The following is a 16,745-nucleotide window of genomic DNA, read 5'->3' on the forward strand; positions in this document are numbered from 1 at the left end:
TATCTAGGAGGTTTTCCAATGATGAATAAAAGCGCCATCGTCGGTAGTATTGCCAGTTTGGGATTGGCTTTAGGAATTGCTTCGGGTCAAGCAGTAGCACAAATGCCGCATGAAGGAATACAACATTCCGAGTCAGAGAGCACCAGTCAGTTTGAGCGCATCGAACAACCCTTATGGTTAAAAGGTGCAGTTACGGTTGGTGGTTTAGGATTAATTGGGCTAGAGCTATGGTGGTTTCTGCTGAGCAAGCCTAAATCGCAAAAAGCCAAGACAGATCGGGGGATTCAGGAAATCGATATTGCTGTTGATGGTGGATACGAACCGAGTCGGGTTGTGGTCAATGCAGGTGAACCAGTGCGACTCAACTTCTACCGTAAAGATCCTAGCAGTTGCCTTGAAGAAGTCCGTTTTCCTGACTTTCATATTGCCCAGGAACTACCTTTGAACAAAGTTACGCCGATTGAGTTCACGCCCGACAAACCTGGCAAATATGAGTTTACCTGTGGCATGAATATGTTTCGAGGCGCTCTAGAAGTTCAAGCAGCCAATTCTCCTATCACAGTACGGGCATCCAGCGTTGACAACAATGGGAAAGCATCTGCCCATAAATAGGGAGCAGGGAGTAGGGAGCAGGGGAGAACATCAACAACTTTAGTTGTGGGTTTGAAGCTTAATTTGCATAAAAAGAATTATATTGAGATATTTAGTACGAGACAATTGGAGTCCTTACTTCCATTGACACGTTCATACGTGGATTCCCTACTACCTGCTCCCTGCTCCCTTTATTGCCTATACTCTTGCCTCTCCAGTCAGATAGAGAGTTTAAAATAGAGGTGACTGAGTTTACGAGCAGAGGAGTTGAATATGTTAGTTCAAGAACAAACAAAATTAATTGGTTCAGTTGCTAAGGAAAGTGGCGTACCAATCAAAACAATTCGCTATTATGAAGAGTTAGGTCTACTCAAAACATCGGGGAGAACGGAAGGTGGATTTAGAATATTCAGTTCTGATGTTTTAGCTCGGTTGAACTTTATTAAACGAGCGCAGAGACTGGGGTTAAGTCTAGCAGAAATTAAAGATTTTTTAGAGATTCACGATCGCGGCGAGCTACCGTGCGAACACATCCAAATAAAGCTAGAAGATAAAATCTCCCAAATCGAGCAACAAATTCAGCAGCTACAGATTCTCAAGCTAGAGTTAACAGGACTACTCTCTGGTTGGCAGACTATACCGGAAAATCCTGAAGGGACGATTTGCCCGATTATTGAACGTGCATAGACAAGGACTTCTGCATTAGAATCTCAAGTTTTCTCTTTCACCTAAAAGCTGAATATGACTTGAGTTGTGAAATACTTCAAGACTGAATAGTTAGAAAGTCGTAGGCATATTCTCGATCTTCTTTATTTCCTGGCGATCGCTCTGCCAGTCTGCTACGTCAACCTGAAAAATCGTGCTGAAACAGTAATAAATGCGATTTTACAATTAGTGCTTCTTTCAATCAAGCACTAACTGTTTCATGTTTCAAAACTTCGTCACCAGTTTTTTTTTATCCTCTTGACTCTCCAGTTGGGTAGAGAATTTAAATTAGTTTTAGTTCTAATGAGGAGAAGAAATGACTAAAATTGGTTTATTTTTTGGAACTCAAACCAGCAACACGCAAACAGCGGCAGAAATAATTCAGAAAGAGTTTGGTGGAGATAACGTCGTTGATTTAAATGACATTTCCAAGGCTGAAGCCAGCGATTTTGAAGGCTATAACTACATCATCATCGGTTGCCTGCCCTACTTGGAATGTTGGCGAGCTGCAAAGCGATTGGGAAGACTTTTTTGACGAATTAGATACCATTGATTTCAGCGGTAAAAAAGTTGCCTATTTTGGTGAAGGCGACCAAGTAGGCTATCCCAACACTTTCCAGGATGCTATGGGCATATTAGAAGAAAAAATTGTCGAACGAGGTGGCGAAACAGTCGGCTATTGGTCTACAGATGGTTACGAATTTACTGATTCTAAAGCCTTACGCGATGGGAAATTTGTCGGTCTGGCATTAGATGAAGATAATCAATCAGATTTAACAGACGAGCGCATCAAAACTTGGGTCACTCAGCTGAAGCAGGAATTTAGTCTGTAGGACGCGATCGCAGGTGGCTTGTCAAACTGGGAAGTATTGGACGAACTTCGTTGTTTTATCCTCTTGGTTTACATCGCTGCCCTATTGTTGCAGTACCTTTAAGACTTACTTGCTCTGCCTCGGATGAAAGCAAGTCCACCATAACCAGTCTTTCCCACTTCAATTTCCGTAAAACCAGTCGCTTCCATGACAGCCTGGTAATCTTGCAATTTGATTCTCACCCAAAAGTGGACGAGTAGTATCGGGTGTAGAATTCGTAGCAAAGGGCTGGCAGGTGGTTCAATATCGACGATCGACAAGCTGCCACCTGGTTTGAGAACGCGGTACATTTCGGCAAATCCTTGGCGTTTCAGGTCGTCTCCTGGCAAGTGGTGCAGCATCATGCTACTGAGTACAACATCGAACGTACAATCGGGAAAAGGAATATTCTCAATTAGTCCCACCTGAAAAGCGACATCTACACCGATTTGAGAGACTTTACGTCTCGCCACCTCTACCATTTCTGGAGAAGCGTCAATCCCATACACCTCACCCGTCGCTCCAACTCGCGTCTTAACTGCGATCGCCAGACTGCCAGTACCGCAACCTACATCCAGCACTTTGTCGCTCGGTTTTAGCCCTGCGATTTGAGCCGTCATTTCTCGAATATCCCGCTCTTTCCCTAGTGCCACTAAGCCGACAACTGCATCATACAAATGCGCCCAACGTCTAACCGTTTGACCCGTGGTTTGAGGTGCTTGTTGATGGGACTCTACTCTTCTATGCATTTTTTCTCTACTTTACTCAATATGATGGATGAATCGCTCTCAGCTTCTCTGGATTTACAACAGCAAAAATAGATTGGATATAGCGATCGGCAAAACTAAAGGTAAAGACTCCGGTTGGAGAACCATTTATGTAGTTAACGATTCCCGCTCGACCGTTGATTTGCAGCAAGCTAGCAGTAAATGCTGGTAGCAACGAGCTGCGACGAATGGCAATTAGGAAACGAGCAACTTTCTGCCGACCGTGTAGGGGAGTTAAAGCTGCCGTAACCTTCCCGCCTCCATCTGACCAAAAGGTGATATTTTCCGACATCAATACAATCAGTCCGTGCAAGTCCCCTCGATCCCAGCTTTCTAGGAACTGCTCGACCAATGCTTCCTGTTGTTGAATGGATGCAGTCACGTTAGGTCTACGTAAAGCAAGATGCTGGCGAGCGCGACGGACAATTTGACGACAATTAGGAACGCTTTTCCCAACGATTTTGGCAATCTCAGCGTAGTCATAGTCAAATACCTCGCGCAGTAGGAAAATCGCTCGTTCTGTGGGAGACAAGCATTCTAACAAGGTTAAAAACGCAAATGAGAGCGATTCGGCTAGCTCGACTTGCTTTGCAGGATGAGAAAATTCTTGGGTAATTAATGGTTCTGGCAGCCATGCACCAATATACCTTTCTCGTTGGACGCGGGCTGAGCGCAGGCGATCGATACACAAACGAGCAATGAGTTGGGAAAGATAGGATTTGGGCGATCGCACCGTTGCTTCTGCTGTTTGCCATCGCAACCATGCTTCCTGTACCATATCTTCAGCATCCGCAACACTGCTAAGCATACGATAAGCGATCGCCAAGAGCAAAGGTCGATACTGGTTAAAAATCTCTAATCGATTCATCAGTTACCAAGTAGCTGCTAAAGCCATAAGTTTAGTTCGCGCTGTTTCAATTTGCTGGTGGCGAATTTCATCTGGCATGAATTGGTTTGGTACAGTAATAACTGTCACGTCAGCGATGCCAATAAACTCTAAAATTGCTCGCAGGTACGGTTCGCAAAAATCAAACTTCGCCATTGGTGTACCTGGGGCGTAATCTCCTGCACTTGGGGTAATGACTAACGCTTTCTTGCCTGTAGCCAGTCCTTGAAGCGTAAATGTCTCGCAATCGAAGGCAAAGGTGCGATCGACGCGAACAACATTGTCCAAATAAGCCTTGAAATTAGACGGCACGCTGAGATTATACATTGGTACTCCCAGCAACAAGCAATCTGCCCAAAGTAATTCTGCAATCAGTTGCTCTGAGTGAGATAAAACCCCAACCATTTCTAAAGTTCGAGCCTCTGGAGGAGTGTAATTGGCTTGTGTCCATAATTCTGTAGGATGAGCCGGAGGATTCGTGCCAACATCCCGCATCTTGTGCTGAGCATGAGAATGATTCATCTGCCAAGCTTGGACAAACTCGTGGCTAAGACTGCGAGAAACCGATCGCTCCAGGCGAACGCTAGATTGGACTTCGAGTAACTTCATGAGAAAGTGTTTCGTCCTTAAAAGACAGGCAATACTTACCTATAAGACGAAGAACCCCTCGCTGTTGTGACAAGATTACAGCAGTATTAATAATAATAATGGGATCGACACTCGACTAATTATGGCGGGGCGTGGCTGTCGCTATCATCATTCCCCAGACGATATTAAAGCGGAATTTTGTCGCGCGGTGGATGTCAAAGCCTGCTAGCTCCAGCAAGTGATGAAACTCTGTTTCGGTGTAACACTGCTGGTAAGCTGGGTCAAAAAACTTCAACACCAAATCGCAGAGCCGACATAGCAGATAATCTTTACACCAATCTAGAATGATTACCCTACCGTTAGGCTTCAAAACTCGCTTCATCTCCACCAATGCTGCTACAGGATCTTCAAAATAGTGAAAAGAACTGGCAGATACAACTACGTCAAAGCTATTGTCGGGAAAGGGTAATGCCGTCGCAGACGCAGAATGAAACGAAACGTTGGGGTAGGCGGCGTGCAGTTTTTCGCGGGCGATCGCCAGCATCTTTTCGGAAATGTCTACTCCAATTATCTCTTGCATCGGCTGCTGGGTCAGTACCAGTCGTTCAAATTCCCCCGTGCCACAGGCAATATCCAGCACTTTGTCTTGGGGAGAAATCTGCGTCCAGTCTTGGAGAAATGACAGCGTATTGGTAATATAACTGCTCCAGCGTCGATCGTACTTCGCTGCCATTTGGTCGTATTGTTCTCGAACTGTGGTTTTAGTCATGTCGATTTTAGATGTTTGTTGAACGAGCGATCGCCAAAAGAGTTATGAAAAATCTCCATACAACTTCAATCTTTTTTGATTGCCACACCTCCAATTTCAATTTAGAGGCTGACCTACGCCAATAGCTTGCAGTTGCTCTCGATTTGGTTTACCAGTCAAAACCAGTTTTCCATCGATCGCCAACGCGGGAACTGCCTGAACCCTATATTGCTGGGCTTTTGCCAGGTAGGTTGGATGTGTCTGTCCCTGTCGCAGGTCATATATTGATACCTCACAACTAGGACAAGTTAGTTCTTGCACCAATCGGACTGTCTCATTGCAAAGAGGGCAGTCGGCTACAAAAATTTCAATCTTACGAGTTGCCATAATTTCCACCAGGAACGCATTAAAAATTTTTTCCTGCTACTATTCTTATTCTGGATTCTCTAGTTAACTGGAGAGTCAAGAGGAATAAAATCTCGCCAAAACATTGCAGTCCTGAGAATAATACTCCTTTGTCTGCTGGTGGCTTTTCTGGTTTGAACTCAATAGTTTTATGGTTAACTTATTTACACTCAAGGGATTTGAGCAAACAAGCAATTACATGGGCTGCTGATATTCATTAATTTCCATTGCGTTACTTACCTTGTCTACCGAAAACAATTTACTTCTCCAAGCATCGAGGCGGCGATAGAGTTTCTTTAACCGAGTAGTTAGCTCTCCATACCTCACTCCACTATTGAATGACTGTCTCAAGAACTTACTTAAATTATCGTATGTCAAATCATCAAAACACCATTCACTCCTTTCGTTGGCTGGATTCACCCGAATGGAATGTGAGTATATTTTCATTTTTGTTGTCTTTTTTCTGGGAAATTCAGCAAATGCCGTTTTATCAAATTCCCTCCGAACTTTCCTACTTCGACATAACTAGCAATTGCACTCTCGCTACAATGGGGGATGTTGGCATCTCACTGACTTCCTTTTGGGTAGTTGCAGCTATATCAAGATCGCGTCAATGGTTTCATCAACCTAGCCGCTGGCAAATCGGCATTTTTACACTTGTAGGAGTTGCGATTACAGTTATTTTTGAAGCCCTAGCGACTGGATCGCTTGGTGTATGGGCATATGCCGACTCCATGCCAACACTTCCAATTTTCGGTACTGGACTATTGCCACTATTGATGTGGATGCTGATACCGCCTCTGACAATTTGGTTCGTCAAGCGCCAACTCTCTCATGTCAGATATAGAAACTCGAAACTAATGTAATGGAATACTTTACCGATCGATTTCTCAACAATAAATTGGCTTGTGCATTGCCCTAGTAGCGCCGACAAGCAGCTTTTATTTGTTGTAAAGTTGTTTGCCTAGTAACCTTCTTAATTTGCTAGTTTTGAGATAGATTCTAATTGGTCGATTTGACAGTAATACGTTAGCCAAGTAGCGTGAATTAGGGATGAAGGGCATCATCGATGACTATTTCCCTGTTATTGACTAAATTTCACGTTCCTTCCGTTCGCTCTGACCTGGTGCAGCGCGATCGCCTGCTCGAACGGCTGGATCGGGGTATGGAAGGGAAGTTAATCCTGATCTCGGCTCCAGCTGGCTCTGGTAAAACTACCATACTGAGCGAGTGGCTGCGTCAAACTAAAATATCTAGCAGTTGGTTATCGCTAGATGCAGGGGATAACGATCCGATCCGCTTCTGGACTTATTTTGTTGCAGCTTTGCAGCAATCCCATCCCGATATTGGAGAAGCAACGCTCTCCATGCTGCGATCTGCTGCTTGCAGCAGCGCTTCGCTATCGCTTGAATCCCCATCGTTCGAGTCTTTCCTCATCCCGCTAATTAACGAAATTACCAGTTTTTCGGACGATCGGATTTTAGTTTTGGACGATTATCACGAGATTGCAGCTCGTCCCATCCATGAGGCGATCGCCTTTTTGCTCGAACACCTGCCACCGCAACTACACTTGGCGATCGCGAGTCGCGTCGATCCACCCCTGCCACTAGCGCGATGGCGCGTCCGTAACCAGTTGACGCAACTGGGAGCAGCAGATTTATGCTTCACCCTAGCAGAAACAACTGCATTCATCGCTCGGTCAATGCAACTGCCTTTATCTCAGGAGCAAGTAGCGGCGATTCAGGCAAGGACGGAGGGATGGATTGCCGGATTGCAACTGGCGGCGCTATCAATGCGCGATGTCAAGGATATTTCGGCATTTATTGCCTCATTGACAGGCGATCGGCATTACATTTTGGACTATTTAGTTGAAGAGGTGCTGGAGCGTCAGCCCAAACCCCTCCAGACTTTTCTCCTGCGTAGTTCAATTCTGGAGCAGATGTGCGACGATCTTTGTCAAGCAGTGGTGGGAAGCACTCGGACGGAGACTTTAGCACAGCTAGAACACCGCAATCTATTTGTTGTGCCGCTAGACGACAATCGGCAGTGGTATCGGTATCACCATCTGTTTCGCCAACTGCTTTTGGATCGCTTGCAACGGATAGAACCGGAGCAGGTGAGCCAGTATCATCGTCGGGCGCGAGAGTGGTACGATCGACATGGATTTGTCACCGAAGCAATTAGCCACGCGATTGCCGCAGGCGATTTCTCTCAGGCAGCAGAGGCGATCGAGCGGGAAGCTGGGCTAAGCAATCCACGGATCGAACCTAGCAGGTTGTTAGCATTTCTAAAAGCAATGCCCGACGATCTGGTATGGATGCGCCCGTGGTTGTTGCTATCTTACGCCTGGGCGCTCTATTCTACAGCTCAATTTCCCGCCGCAGTGCAGGCGGTTCAATCGCTGGAATCCCTGCTGCAACAACAAGAACCCTCGGCAAATACTGAGAAGTTATGGGGGCTGGTGACTGCGATTAAAGGCATACAAGCGCGTCAACAGGGAGCAACGGCTGAATCAGTGACGCTAATGGAACGAGCTTTGCAGCAGTTGCCTCAAGACGATTCTTGGCTGCGGGCAGTTATTTTACTCAATCTAGGTGTGACTTACTTCGTTGCAGATAACTATGCAGCGGCTAAAAGCTTACTCTCAGAAGTGACTCAAATTGGTAAAAACAAAGGCATAGCAGATCCGGCGATTGCAGGATTGTATTTGCAGGCGCAGTTTCTCGCCTTACGCGGTCGGCTCGATGAGGCAACTACCCTGTGCCAGCAAGGAGTCGAGCTAGCTAGGGAACGCAGTTGGTTGTCTACCTATGCAGGTGTATTGGTACAGGTAGCAATGGGGGAATTGCTGCGAGAACAGAATCAATTAGAAGCAGCCGCACAACACCTGACCGAAAGCATCGATCGCGGTATTCAAACCCGACAGCCAGGTTTGATGATGGGTTACATTACCTTGGCTCGCGTGCGTCAGGCGCAAGGGGATACCCAAGCAGCAAGGGATGCAATTAAGGCAGCCCAAAAGTGTCAAGTTTGGCTGTGGTCAACGATTCTTTCGGTTCCGGCTTGTCAAGCAAGATTAGATTTAACGCAGGGGAATTTGGATGCCGCGATCGCTTGGGCAGAGGATAGCACTCTGAGCGTGGATGACGAATTGCGATACAGTTTTACTGACAAGTCTCCAGTAGGCTCGGAGTTAGATTACCTAACTCTAGCAAGAGTCATAATTGCTCGCGGCAGATTGGCAGATGCAACTAAGCCATACTTGAACGATGCCCTGCGACTGTTGGAGCGACTTTATGATTTTACCGCCGCAGGTGGACGTACAGCACGAGTGATGGAAGTGTTGATGCTGCAAGCTTTAGTTTGGCAGGTGCGGGAAGATAGAAAGCGATCGCTACATCTACTGCAACAAGCTCTCGATCTTCCCCATGCAGGAGACTATATTCGCCTATTCGTGGATGAAGGTCAGCCGATGGCGGAGTTATTGCGCGATGCTGCTGCGGCAGGGATGTATCTTCAATCGGTCAATCGTTTGTTAGCAGCCTTTAGTCATGCTGAGGGGACAGTTGCTAGAGTCCAGCCACTCATCGAGCCTTTGAGCGATCGCGAACTAGAAGTTTTACAACACCTGGCTCAAGGTCTTTCCAATCGGGCGATCGCAGATAAACTTTTCGTCACCCTTGCCGCGATTAAATGGCACGCCCGCAATATCTACGGCAAACTGGATGTGAGCAACCGCACTCAGGCAGTAGCGAAGGCAAGAGAATTAGGACTTTTGGTATAAATCATCAAACAAGATAATTTGGCAATGCGATCGCGATGTGCTGTACGGGCGATCGTGGTTTAAAACCAATGTTTGGATTAGTTGATGAGAGTTTTGTCTTACCGTCGTGTCGCTCTGATTGCAAAAAACACCGCTAGCATAGCAAATAATAACCAAATACCAACGATAACTGCTGCGGCTAACCAATTCCTCGGCTTTTGACGCTGTAGGCTTCGCGCCCGTTCGCGACATTCTGCCATAACATCTGCTGGAATCATCTTAATTGCCAGCGTAATACCGAGCGGAACGAGGATCAGATCGTCAAGATAGCCCAAAAGTGGAATTGGGTCGGGAATGAAATCGATTGGACTGAAGGCATAGCCTACGACGCACGCCACAAATATTTTGGCGTACCAAGGCACGCGAGGATCGCGATATGCCAGATACAAAGCATACAGTTCTGCTTTGAGGTGCTTTGCTTGTTGCTTTAGCTTGTCAAGTCTTGTCATGTTTGTGGCTTACTTGAAGAGGGGAATAATCCAAGCAGCAGCAATACTAAACAGGACAATAGCTTCTAAGACTTTCAGTGTAGAAGCTGACTGCAACCAATTTGCGACTGCAACTAGTTGCAAATCGTTCCACCAGTTGAGAAAATGCCCCAACCACAGAGTAGGGCGATCTCGCTCGCGGTATTGCCAATTTAGCATCGATATTAGTAACGCTCTACCGCCAACCCTAACCACCATTAAAAGGTGGAGTGCAACGCATAACACCATCGTTACCCACGAAATCAGATGAATGTAGTACCATGTGTGGTTCAGTTCTCCATTTGGCAACCACTTTTCATCCATCATCTTCCCAGAGAAGAGAGCAAAAGTTAATGCCAGAATCACAATTGTATTGGTTAACCGATGCAGCGTGTACCACCATATCGGTTTACCTACTTGAATTAGCTTCGTAAGAGAATCTTGTTGAATCAGGCGTTGCTGTCCGCGATGAAAGGCATACAAAGCAAACAGAGGAAATAAAAGCAAAACATACAGCCCAAAAGTACCATGAATGCTTTCAATTGCCTCAAATCGGGGTAAAGGAATACGTCCCCACCGTCCATCATAGGTATCATAAGTCCAAAAAGCCGTTCCAATTGCACATAAAACAAATAAGCCAATTAGTCCGTGTAAAATCCGCAAAAGAAGTGGCTGATAAGGCTGAGGCAATTTCATCAAATCTGCTAATAAAATTAATCAGAAACTATCCGTTAATAGAAGTTTTAGAAAATATGTTTATCTTACCAAAACAGTATTAAGTCGAAACAATAGCGTAGTTCAATAAACTGAAATTTCAGTCATATTGCTTATCCTCAACTTCCAAAATTGGCGCACTCTGAATCTCGATCGCAGATAGCCAGTATACGGTAAGACAACATCAGTTGCCGTGGTGCCTTATCGGTGTCTTACCATCAGTGTAGCCCCGTAGCATATTGTAGGTAGCGATCTGCTTGGGTGAGAGTAGAGGAGTAATCTCTAAATGAGCTTGCAAATGTGTTTGGCGTAATTTACCGTACAGCATTGCTAGTGCTTCGGTTTGGGTTTGTAACTTTGCTGGTGCAATGGTTTTGTCAGCAAAAGCGATACTCAAACGCTGCTCCCGATCTACAATCTCTCGTCCCAATCGCTTAGCTTCTACATTCATCTTTTCAAACGCGGCTTGCACTTGCTGAGTTTGCTTAGCAGAAAGATTGAGTTGTCCTTTAAGATCGAGGACGTGCCTTGGTCCAGGATAGTCATTCAGCTCCGCTATACGTGCGAACCCCGCACCACGCCCATTCAACAGATCGTCAACTTCTCGCGTACTTAACCCGCGAATCGGGCTAGATAATTCATTCACATACGGCGATTTATGTGTTTGGCTTGCTACACTCAAATGGGCAAAAATACCAGCGCCCGCAACTGGAAGTAATAGCAAAGAGCTGACAACAAGTATAAATCTTGTTTGCATGACACCCCCTCAGTAGTCGAGCAAAAGACAAAACTCTGCCTAATAAACTATCCTCTTAGCTATCCTTTTGGCTAGTAGGGTAATGGTAATGAGAGCGCAACATGGGAATTAGAACGCTAAAGAGGAGGAGAAATTATGAAAGCAATTGTGCGCCAGCACTTTGAAACAGAAATACTTGACACTCCAACGTTTCCGCTACGCTAAAAACGTTGGATTCTTGCGTCTAGCTCAGTACGAGGTACAATCGAACAGAGATAGCTGAACATGCTCTGCTCTCCCTTGAACTGCATTCATCAAGTTCGGGGGACTGCCAATGACCCCACCCGACATATTGGCTGAATCCATTACAGACTCAGCTTTTCTAGAATCTATCGGGCATGACCGATAATCCCAGATAGCAAGATTCCTGCCTGCGTTAAAATCACTTTGCAGTGTTGCTCCAGAAGTGCATTTAAACCAGTTATCGTTCCTAGTACCAATAATCCCATTAACGGAAGAAGTCTTGGAAGTATAGTGCGGTGGGCGATAGTGTACTCGTCTGCCGTTGATGGTTTGCTTGTATTCCAATTTAGTTTGTAAATCATAGTACGCCCAAGCATGACGAGATTCGCCATTATCTGCACGGGATTTCTTAGACTGCTTCATTGTTTCTCGGCAACCACTCAAATCCTCTAGTACCAAGTCTGCATCTCTACTATCAGCAAAGTTAACAATCCGGCGAGAGATAGTATGGTTAACTGCTCTCATCCACCGATTTTCTTTCTGCTCTAATTTCTTGGCTGCTCGATACTTTTTAGATTTTTGAAGTAGCTGCCTACGTTTTTGGAACTGGCGACGGCGATGCTTAACTTGCTTTCCTGAAAACAACAGTCCAAAACCTTGCTTGGGAACGGCTGTTGCTAGCAAATTTTGACCCCTATCTACACCTATTCTATTATTAGAATTCTTGTCTGGAACTTCCACTTGACAACTAACTAATGCGTACCACTTCCCTTTTTTAGAGTAGAGTTTTAGCGTACCTTTTGAGATTGTCTTGTCGCCTGACAACAATCTGTCTATTAGAGATTGCCAGTGATTAGACTTAACTTCAATTGGTACTCGCTTAACTCCCTGCAAAGTAGGGAAAGACACTGAATAGGTTTCACCTTTTTTGAATAATTGCCAGTTTTGATAATTAATCTCTGGTGGCAACAGCTTAAATTCTTTAGTTCTTTTGCCTGCGTCTCCCGATACTTGCCGGATAACTTGATTTGCTAAAGCTGATTTTAAAGAAGTTACAACTTTCGCAGTTGTTAATTTCTTCCTTTCTTTTATTGGCATCTTTAACAATTCGTTCGCAAGTTCAGTACAAGCAATAGTCGTTTCGGCAAACATTGACGCTTTGACGACGTTGAGACGGTGGAATTTAAGTTTTAGGGTACGGGTTACTTGCATGAGAAAAGTATAGTACAATCATGTCTATGAGTCAATCCTATAGACGTACAAATACAACCGTATCCCTGATTAACTATCATTTTATCTGGATACCTCGTCGCCGCCGCAAGGTATTAGTAGATGACGTGAAAAAACGAGTGACAGAGTTGATATATGAAAAGGCGACAGAATTAGGATGCAATGTGGTGAGTCTAGCCGTAGAACCAGAACATATTCATTTATTCTTGAACTGTCCTCCTGACCTTGCACCTAAGCAGATTATGCACCGAATTAAAGGTTCTTCTTCTTATCTACTCAGAAAAGAATTTCCTCACCTAAAAAAGATGCCCAGTATGTGGACAACTAGCTATTTTGTCTCTACAGCAGGCAATGTATCTAGTAGTACCATAGAAAAATACATTGCTGCTCAGGGCAAAAATTGACGGCACATAAATGTGCCGAGTCGCAATTCATCCAACGGCTAAAAGCCTATTGGCTTTCTTGCTCCCGTCCTTTTCTGTAAAGCGCGGGCTGCCGTTGAAACTGGAAATTTGGCAGATGCATGGACGGCATTGCAAAGAGCGCACATTCTCGGTCAAGCTTATCCTTTACCGCACGCGATCGCTCATTGGGAAATGCTGAAATTAGCCTGGAGACAAAGAGATCTAAAGGAAATAGCCGGACAACTGACCCCGACTGTGTTAGCTATTCCACTCACTTTGTTGTTTGGACGCAAGCGATATCTTCGAGATGGCAGAGTTAACATCAGTGACTCCGAGCGCATGTCGATTCCCAACGATTTGCTGCAAATACTAGAACAATAAATCCAAATAGGGGCGCTATATTAGCCCCTTTTCTTTGACGTTGCGATCGCCAAAACTATCCTGGCGATCGTCCTCCAACTATTCATTTGACTAGAGATCTATTGCTGCTATAGAGCGACAGTGAAGCTAAAGTAGCAGTTAGGATTCGAGCGATGGAATGGACGGTTGGGTACTGGCAAATCTCGATTGGGCGAGTTTATCCCACTACCGAGCAACTGACTCGGATGTATAATACAGCCGCTCCATGCTGGCATCGTCACCTGCAATGGCTGGGTTATAGCCGTGCCTACGCGAAATTATGTCAATCCCTGCAAGACTCAGGCGTGCTAGCTCATCTGCACGATCGCTCGACTGTGTGCGATTGCGGCATCGGTACTGCCGATTTCAGTCTGGCTCTAGCTAAAACCGTGAGTCCCAAATTACACGTTACAGGCGTGGACATTTCCCTAGAGATGTTGGCAAAGGCAAACCAGTTGTTAGTTGAAGCAGGAATAGATTGCCATGTTTACCAAAGCGATGTCGATCGCCTTCCATTTGATGACAACACCTTTGACTTAGTTCTGAGCGCCCATATGCTAGAACACTTAGCAAACCCCACTAGAGGACTCAAAGAAATGGTTAGGGTGTTGCGTCCAAACGCACCGCTCGTCCTCACCGTCACTCGTCCAGGTTTACTGGGGTGGTGCATTCAATGGCATTGGGGAAATGGTTGTATTAGTCCCAAGGAACTAACTCATCTGATGGCTGAAGCAGGATTGTCAGATATTCGCTGCTATCCCTGCACTTTTGGGCTATCGCGTTGGACGAGTATTGCTTGTGTGGGATTCAAAAAGTCGTAACTACGCAGAAAATGAAATAGTCTTCATTTAACCGAATCGCTTTTTCTTACTGGAGCTAGCCGAGAATTACTCGATTCATTTCTCTGCCAGTTATTCAGCACATCCTTAACCAAAAGCTCCTTTACCCAAACCTGAGTTACAACTAGTAGCGGTAGAGCCAGCAGTAAACCCAAGAAACCAAAGAAGCTGGCAAAAATGACTTGAGATGCCAGGGTGATTGCTGGTAGTAACGAAACCTGTTTCTGCATCACTATAGGTGTCAGCACGTTGCTCTCAATCTGTTGAATTGCAACATACAGTCCCAGCACAGCTAACGCTTTCCAAGGTGCATCTATTAAAGCTAATGCCATCGGTGGGATAATGCTCAGGGTGGGACCGAGATTAGGGATAAATGTTAACAGACCTGCGAGAATGGCATTGGCAAAAGATAAAGGGACTTGCAAAAGTAACAAACCAATCCAGCTCAAAGCAGCGATGACAAACATATTAAACAGGATGCCTGTAACCCAGCCTCCCAAAGCAAATTCGCACTGTTGCAGAATGTCTTCGACGCGGCGACGGTAAAAAGAAGGAAATAGCAGGATAAAGCCCTGGCGATAGGGCGCTGGATTGGCTAGGAGCATGATAGTTAAAACTAGCACCAGCAATGAGTTGAGAATAATTCCCAGTGAATTAGAAAACAGAGTGAAGAAATTACCGAATAGACGAGTTGCAAAAGATTGTAGTTGTTGAGTAAATCCTCTCAAGCCGCGTAGATCTTCTACCACTTGCTCTGGAATTAGATCTTGCAACCAGGTTGCCCAACCGCGTAACTGTTCTATCCCTTGAGGGACGCGATCGACCAATTGTTGCAATTGCTCGACAAAAGGCGGCACGACGACCACAAAAAAGCCAACGAGGAGGGCAAGTAACAACGTTATTGAGAGGGCGATCGCAATACCTCGTTTCAGGTGAAGTCGCTGCAACAGCCGCACGAGTCGGTCGATCGCTGTTGCTAACACTACAGATGTGAATATCAGCAAGACGACTAGCCGAATTTGCCACAAGATATACAGAGAGACAATAAAACCGACTAAGCCAATCGATTGTCCTAAACTCACCTTACTTTCCTCTTGCTGCTCCTGCTGGAGCAAAGACTCTCAGCTTGTCTGTACGATGTGGTTAGACTATTCAATCGACTGAAATCAATTCATCCTTCTTAGGGATTAAATCGAGCCTTTTAGCATCGATTTTTCTTTCTCTTTAGCAGAAAAAAGAGTAACGCAAATAATTTTTTCTTTAAACAAATGATGTTTTAGAAAAGGAGATCGCCGATTGATAGTATTTAATTTCTAGTATTTAACTTCTTAAGAAAATTTAATCTTGTTTCAAAAGCTGAATGCTTCGAGTTCATCTGTTGATGCCAGTTAAGCTGACAATAGCACTAATTTTCTACCTCTATCTAAAGGATTAATTTGCCGATCTTTTGCTAGCAATTATTCAGTAAATGTGTCAGTAAATAATCCTTCACATACATATTTTTAACAAGCATTATTCTCGATAGCTTAGTTCTGAGACAGTTCTTGCGACTAAATTGATAAAGGAACGACCATGAACGCTAAATTTCTCCAGCAGACTTCTGTAGTCTTAGGTCTTGCTACTTTAACAGTAGTAGCAAGTGGACTGTCTGCTCAAGCTCAAACTCAACCGACTTACCCATCAACTCAACCGACATATCCACCTACCGAGCCGTCAGCGCCGACTAACCAACCAAACTATCCATCGACTGAACCATCGGCTCCTACAACCGAGCCTACTTACCCAACTACTGAACCATCGGCTCCTACTACAACACCGGAAACGACACCCGCTCAACCTCAGCGTGGAGATGTCGAACCAGGTCGAGCCACTCGTGGAGGTTCTAGCTATATCGGCATCGGCGGTAACATCGGTTTAGGTGGTGGTGAAACAGCTTTAGGTTTGGGCAACTTTACAGTTCTCAGTAAAGTAGGATTGACCAATGCTATCTCCGCTCGTCCATCAGTAATCATTGGTGATAGCACGGCAATTCTGATTCCAGTTACTTATGACTTCAATTTACAGCCTACCGGAGCAGAAACAGAAGAAATATCTGCTTTCTCACCTTACGTTGGAGGTGGCTTAGCAATTGCTACGGGCGACAACAGCGATGTCGGTCCGATGTTAACAGCAGGTGTTGACGTACCCGTAGCCAGACAAATTACAGCCAACGCTGGTGTAAATGTGGGTTTCTTTGACGATACCAGCGTCGGGTTAGCGATTGGTGTTGGCTACAACTTTGCTGGATTCTAGGTTCGGAGTTCGCCAGCAGAAACTAGAATAAGTACAACATTCAGAATTCTGAATTTC

At 45.1% G+C, this 16,745-nt stretch carries 18 protein-coding genes and 1 pseudogene; 9 read left to right on the forward strand and 10 right to left on the reverse strand.

From position 1 onward, the window contains the following. Positions 1 to 18: 18 nt before the first annotated feature. The 3 genes and pseudogenes from CHRO_RS27815 (at position 19) to fldA (ending at position 2,129) form a co-directional block, all read left to right on the forward strand. Positions 19 to 612 carry a cupredoxin domain-containing protein gene (locus CHRO_RS27815; RefSeq protein ID WP_015162955.1) on the forward strand — a complete coding sequence of 198 codons (594 nt, stop codon included), beginning with the start codon at positions 19 to 21 and terminating at the stop codon, positions 610 to 612. Positions 613 to 864: 252 nt separating this feature from the next. Next, positions 865 to 1,278, forward strand: a complete 414-nt coding sequence (locus CHRO_RS27820; RefSeq protein ID WP_015162956.1) for a heavy metal-responsive transcriptional regulator — start codon at positions 865 to 867, stop codon at positions 1,276 to 1,278. A gap of 334 nt (positions 1,279 to 1,612) precedes the next feature. Beyond that, positions 1,613 to 2,129, forward strand: a pseudogene (gene fldA, locus CHRO_RS27825) (flavodoxin FldA). 98 nt (positions 2,130 to 2,227) lie between these two features. Here fldA and CHRO_RS27830 read toward each other — a convergent pair. From CHRO_RS27830 to CHRO_RS27850, 5 genes are all read right to left on the reverse strand, one after another. Beyond that, a complete protein-coding gene (locus CHRO_RS27830; protein ID WP_015162957.1) occupies positions 2,228 to 2,896 on the reverse strand; it encodes a class I SAM-dependent methyltransferase in 669 nt (222 codons plus the stop codon). 16 nt (positions 2,897 to 2,912) lie between these two features. Further along, on the reverse strand, positions 2,913 to 3,782 hold the full coding sequence (locus CHRO_RS33015) for an RNA polymerase sigma-70 factor (protein WP_015162958.1): 870 nt from the start codon (positions 3,780 to 3,782) through the stop codon (positions 2,913 to 2,915). Between the two features lie 3 nt (positions 3,783 to 3,785). Next, positions 3,786 to 4,409 carry an FMN-dependent NADH-azoreductase gene (locus tag CHRO_RS33020; RefSeq protein WP_015162959.1) on the reverse strand — a complete coding sequence of 208 codons (624 nt, stop codon included), beginning with the start codon at positions 4,407 to 4,409 and terminating at the stop codon, positions 3,786 to 3,788. Positions 4,410 to 4,524: 115 nt separating this feature from the next. Continuing rightward, positions 4,525 to 5,157 carry a class I SAM-dependent methyltransferase gene (locus CHRO_RS27845; RefSeq protein ID WP_015162960.1) on the reverse strand — a complete coding sequence of 211 codons (633 nt, stop codon included), beginning with the start codon at positions 5,155 to 5,157 and terminating at the stop codon, positions 4,525 to 4,527. Positions 5,158 to 5,253: 96 nt separating this feature from the next. After that, positions 5,254 to 5,523: a thioredoxin family protein gene (locus tag CHRO_RS27850; protein ID WP_015162961.1), complete on the reverse strand. Its 270-nt coding sequence runs from the start codon at positions 5,521 to 5,523 to the stop codon at positions 5,254 to 5,256. 389 nt (positions 5,524 to 5,912) lie between these two features. On the opposite strand from CHRO_RS27850, the gene CHRO_RS27855 reads away from it, so the two are divergent. Next, positions 5,913 to 6,407 carry a hypothetical protein gene (locus CHRO_RS27855; protein ID WP_041463603.1) on the forward strand — a complete coding sequence of 165 codons (495 nt, stop codon included), beginning with the start codon at positions 5,913 to 5,915 and terminating at the stop codon, positions 6,405 to 6,407. 203 nt (positions 6,408 to 6,610) lie between these two features. After that, positions 6,611 to 9,325, forward strand: coding sequence for a winged helix-turn-helix domain-containing protein (locus tag CHRO_RS34050; protein WP_015162963.1), 2,715 nt, complete (start codon positions 6,611 to 6,613; stop codon positions 9,323 to 9,325). Between the two features lie 98 nt (positions 9,326 to 9,423). On the opposite strand, the gene CHRO_RS27865 is transcribed toward CHRO_RS34050, so the two are convergent. The 4 genes from CHRO_RS27865 to CHRO_RS27880 all read right to left on the reverse strand — a co-directional run bounded on the left by CHRO_RS27865 (position 9,424) and on the right by CHRO_RS27880 (position 12,736). Further along, positions 9,424 to 9,813 (reverse strand): YkvA family protein, encoded by a 390-nt coding sequence (locus CHRO_RS27865; RefSeq protein WP_015162964.1) that lies wholly within the window; start codon positions 9,811 to 9,813, stop codon positions 9,424 to 9,426. A gap of 9 nt (positions 9,814 to 9,822) precedes the next feature. Next, a complete protein-coding gene (locus CHRO_RS27870) occupies positions 9,823 to 10,527 on the reverse strand; it encodes a cytochrome b/b6 domain-containing protein (protein WP_015162965.1) in 705 nt (234 codons plus the stop codon). A 202-nt stretch (positions 10,528 to 10,729) separates the two neighbouring features. Further along, positions 10,730 to 11,302, reverse strand: a complete 573-nt coding sequence (locus CHRO_RS27875; RefSeq protein WP_015162966.1) for a hypothetical protein — start codon at positions 11,300 to 11,302, stop codon at positions 10,730 to 10,732. A gap of 228 nt (positions 11,303 to 11,530) precedes the next feature. Further along, positions 11,531 to 12,736, reverse strand: coding sequence for an RNA-guided endonuclease TnpB family protein (locus tag CHRO_RS27880; protein WP_015162967.1), 1,206 nt, complete (start codon positions 12,734 to 12,736; stop codon positions 11,531 to 11,533). Positions 12,737 to 12,762: 26 nt separating this feature from the next. On the opposite strand from CHRO_RS27880, the gene tnpA reads away from it, so the two are divergent. The 3 genes from tnpA to CHRO_RS27895 all read left to right on the forward strand — a co-directional run bounded on the left by tnpA (position 12,763) and on the right by CHRO_RS27895 (position 14,378). After that, the gene (gene tnpA / locus CHRO_RS27885) at positions 12,763 to 13,158 is read left to right on the forward strand and encodes an IS200/IS605 family transposase (protein WP_015162968.1); all 396 of its coding nucleotides are present in this window, start codon (positions 12,763 to 12,765) and stop codon (positions 13,156 to 13,158) included. A 48-nt stretch (positions 13,159 to 13,206) separates the two neighbouring features. Further along, positions 13,207 to 13,539 carry a DUF3703 domain-containing protein gene (locus tag CHRO_RS27890; protein ID WP_015162969.1) on the forward strand — a complete coding sequence of 111 codons (333 nt, stop codon included), beginning with the start codon at positions 13,207 to 13,209 and terminating at the stop codon, positions 13,537 to 13,539. A 152-nt stretch (positions 13,540 to 13,691) separates the two neighbouring features. Next, on the forward strand, positions 13,692 to 14,378 hold the full coding sequence (locus tag CHRO_RS27895) for a class I SAM-dependent methyltransferase (RefSeq protein WP_015162970.1): 687 nt from the start codon (positions 13,692 to 13,694) through the stop codon (positions 14,376 to 14,378). Positions 14,379 to 14,401: 23 nt separating this feature from the next. On the opposite strand, the gene CHRO_RS27900 is transcribed toward CHRO_RS27895, so the two are convergent. Next, positions 14,402 to 15,478 (reverse strand): AI-2E family transporter, encoded by a 1,077-nt coding sequence (locus tag CHRO_RS27900; RefSeq protein ID WP_015162971.1) that lies wholly within the window; start codon positions 15,476 to 15,478, stop codon positions 14,402 to 14,404. Positions 15,479 to 15,968: 490 nt separating this feature from the next. On the opposite strand from CHRO_RS27900, the gene CHRO_RS27905 reads away from it, so the two are divergent. Beyond that, positions 15,969 to 16,688: a hypothetical protein gene (locus tag CHRO_RS27905; protein WP_015162972.1), complete on the forward strand. Its 720-nt coding sequence runs from the start codon at positions 15,969 to 15,971 to the stop codon at positions 16,686 to 16,688. Positions 16,689 to 16,745 lie beyond the last annotated feature (57 nt).

It is taken from the genome of Chroococcidiopsis thermalis PCC 7203, assembly GCF_000317125.1.
GTDB classification, from domain to species: domain Bacteria; phylum Cyanobacteriota; class Cyanobacteriia; order Cyanobacteriales; family Chroococcidiopsidaceae; genus Chroococcidiopsis; species Chroococcidiopsis thermalis.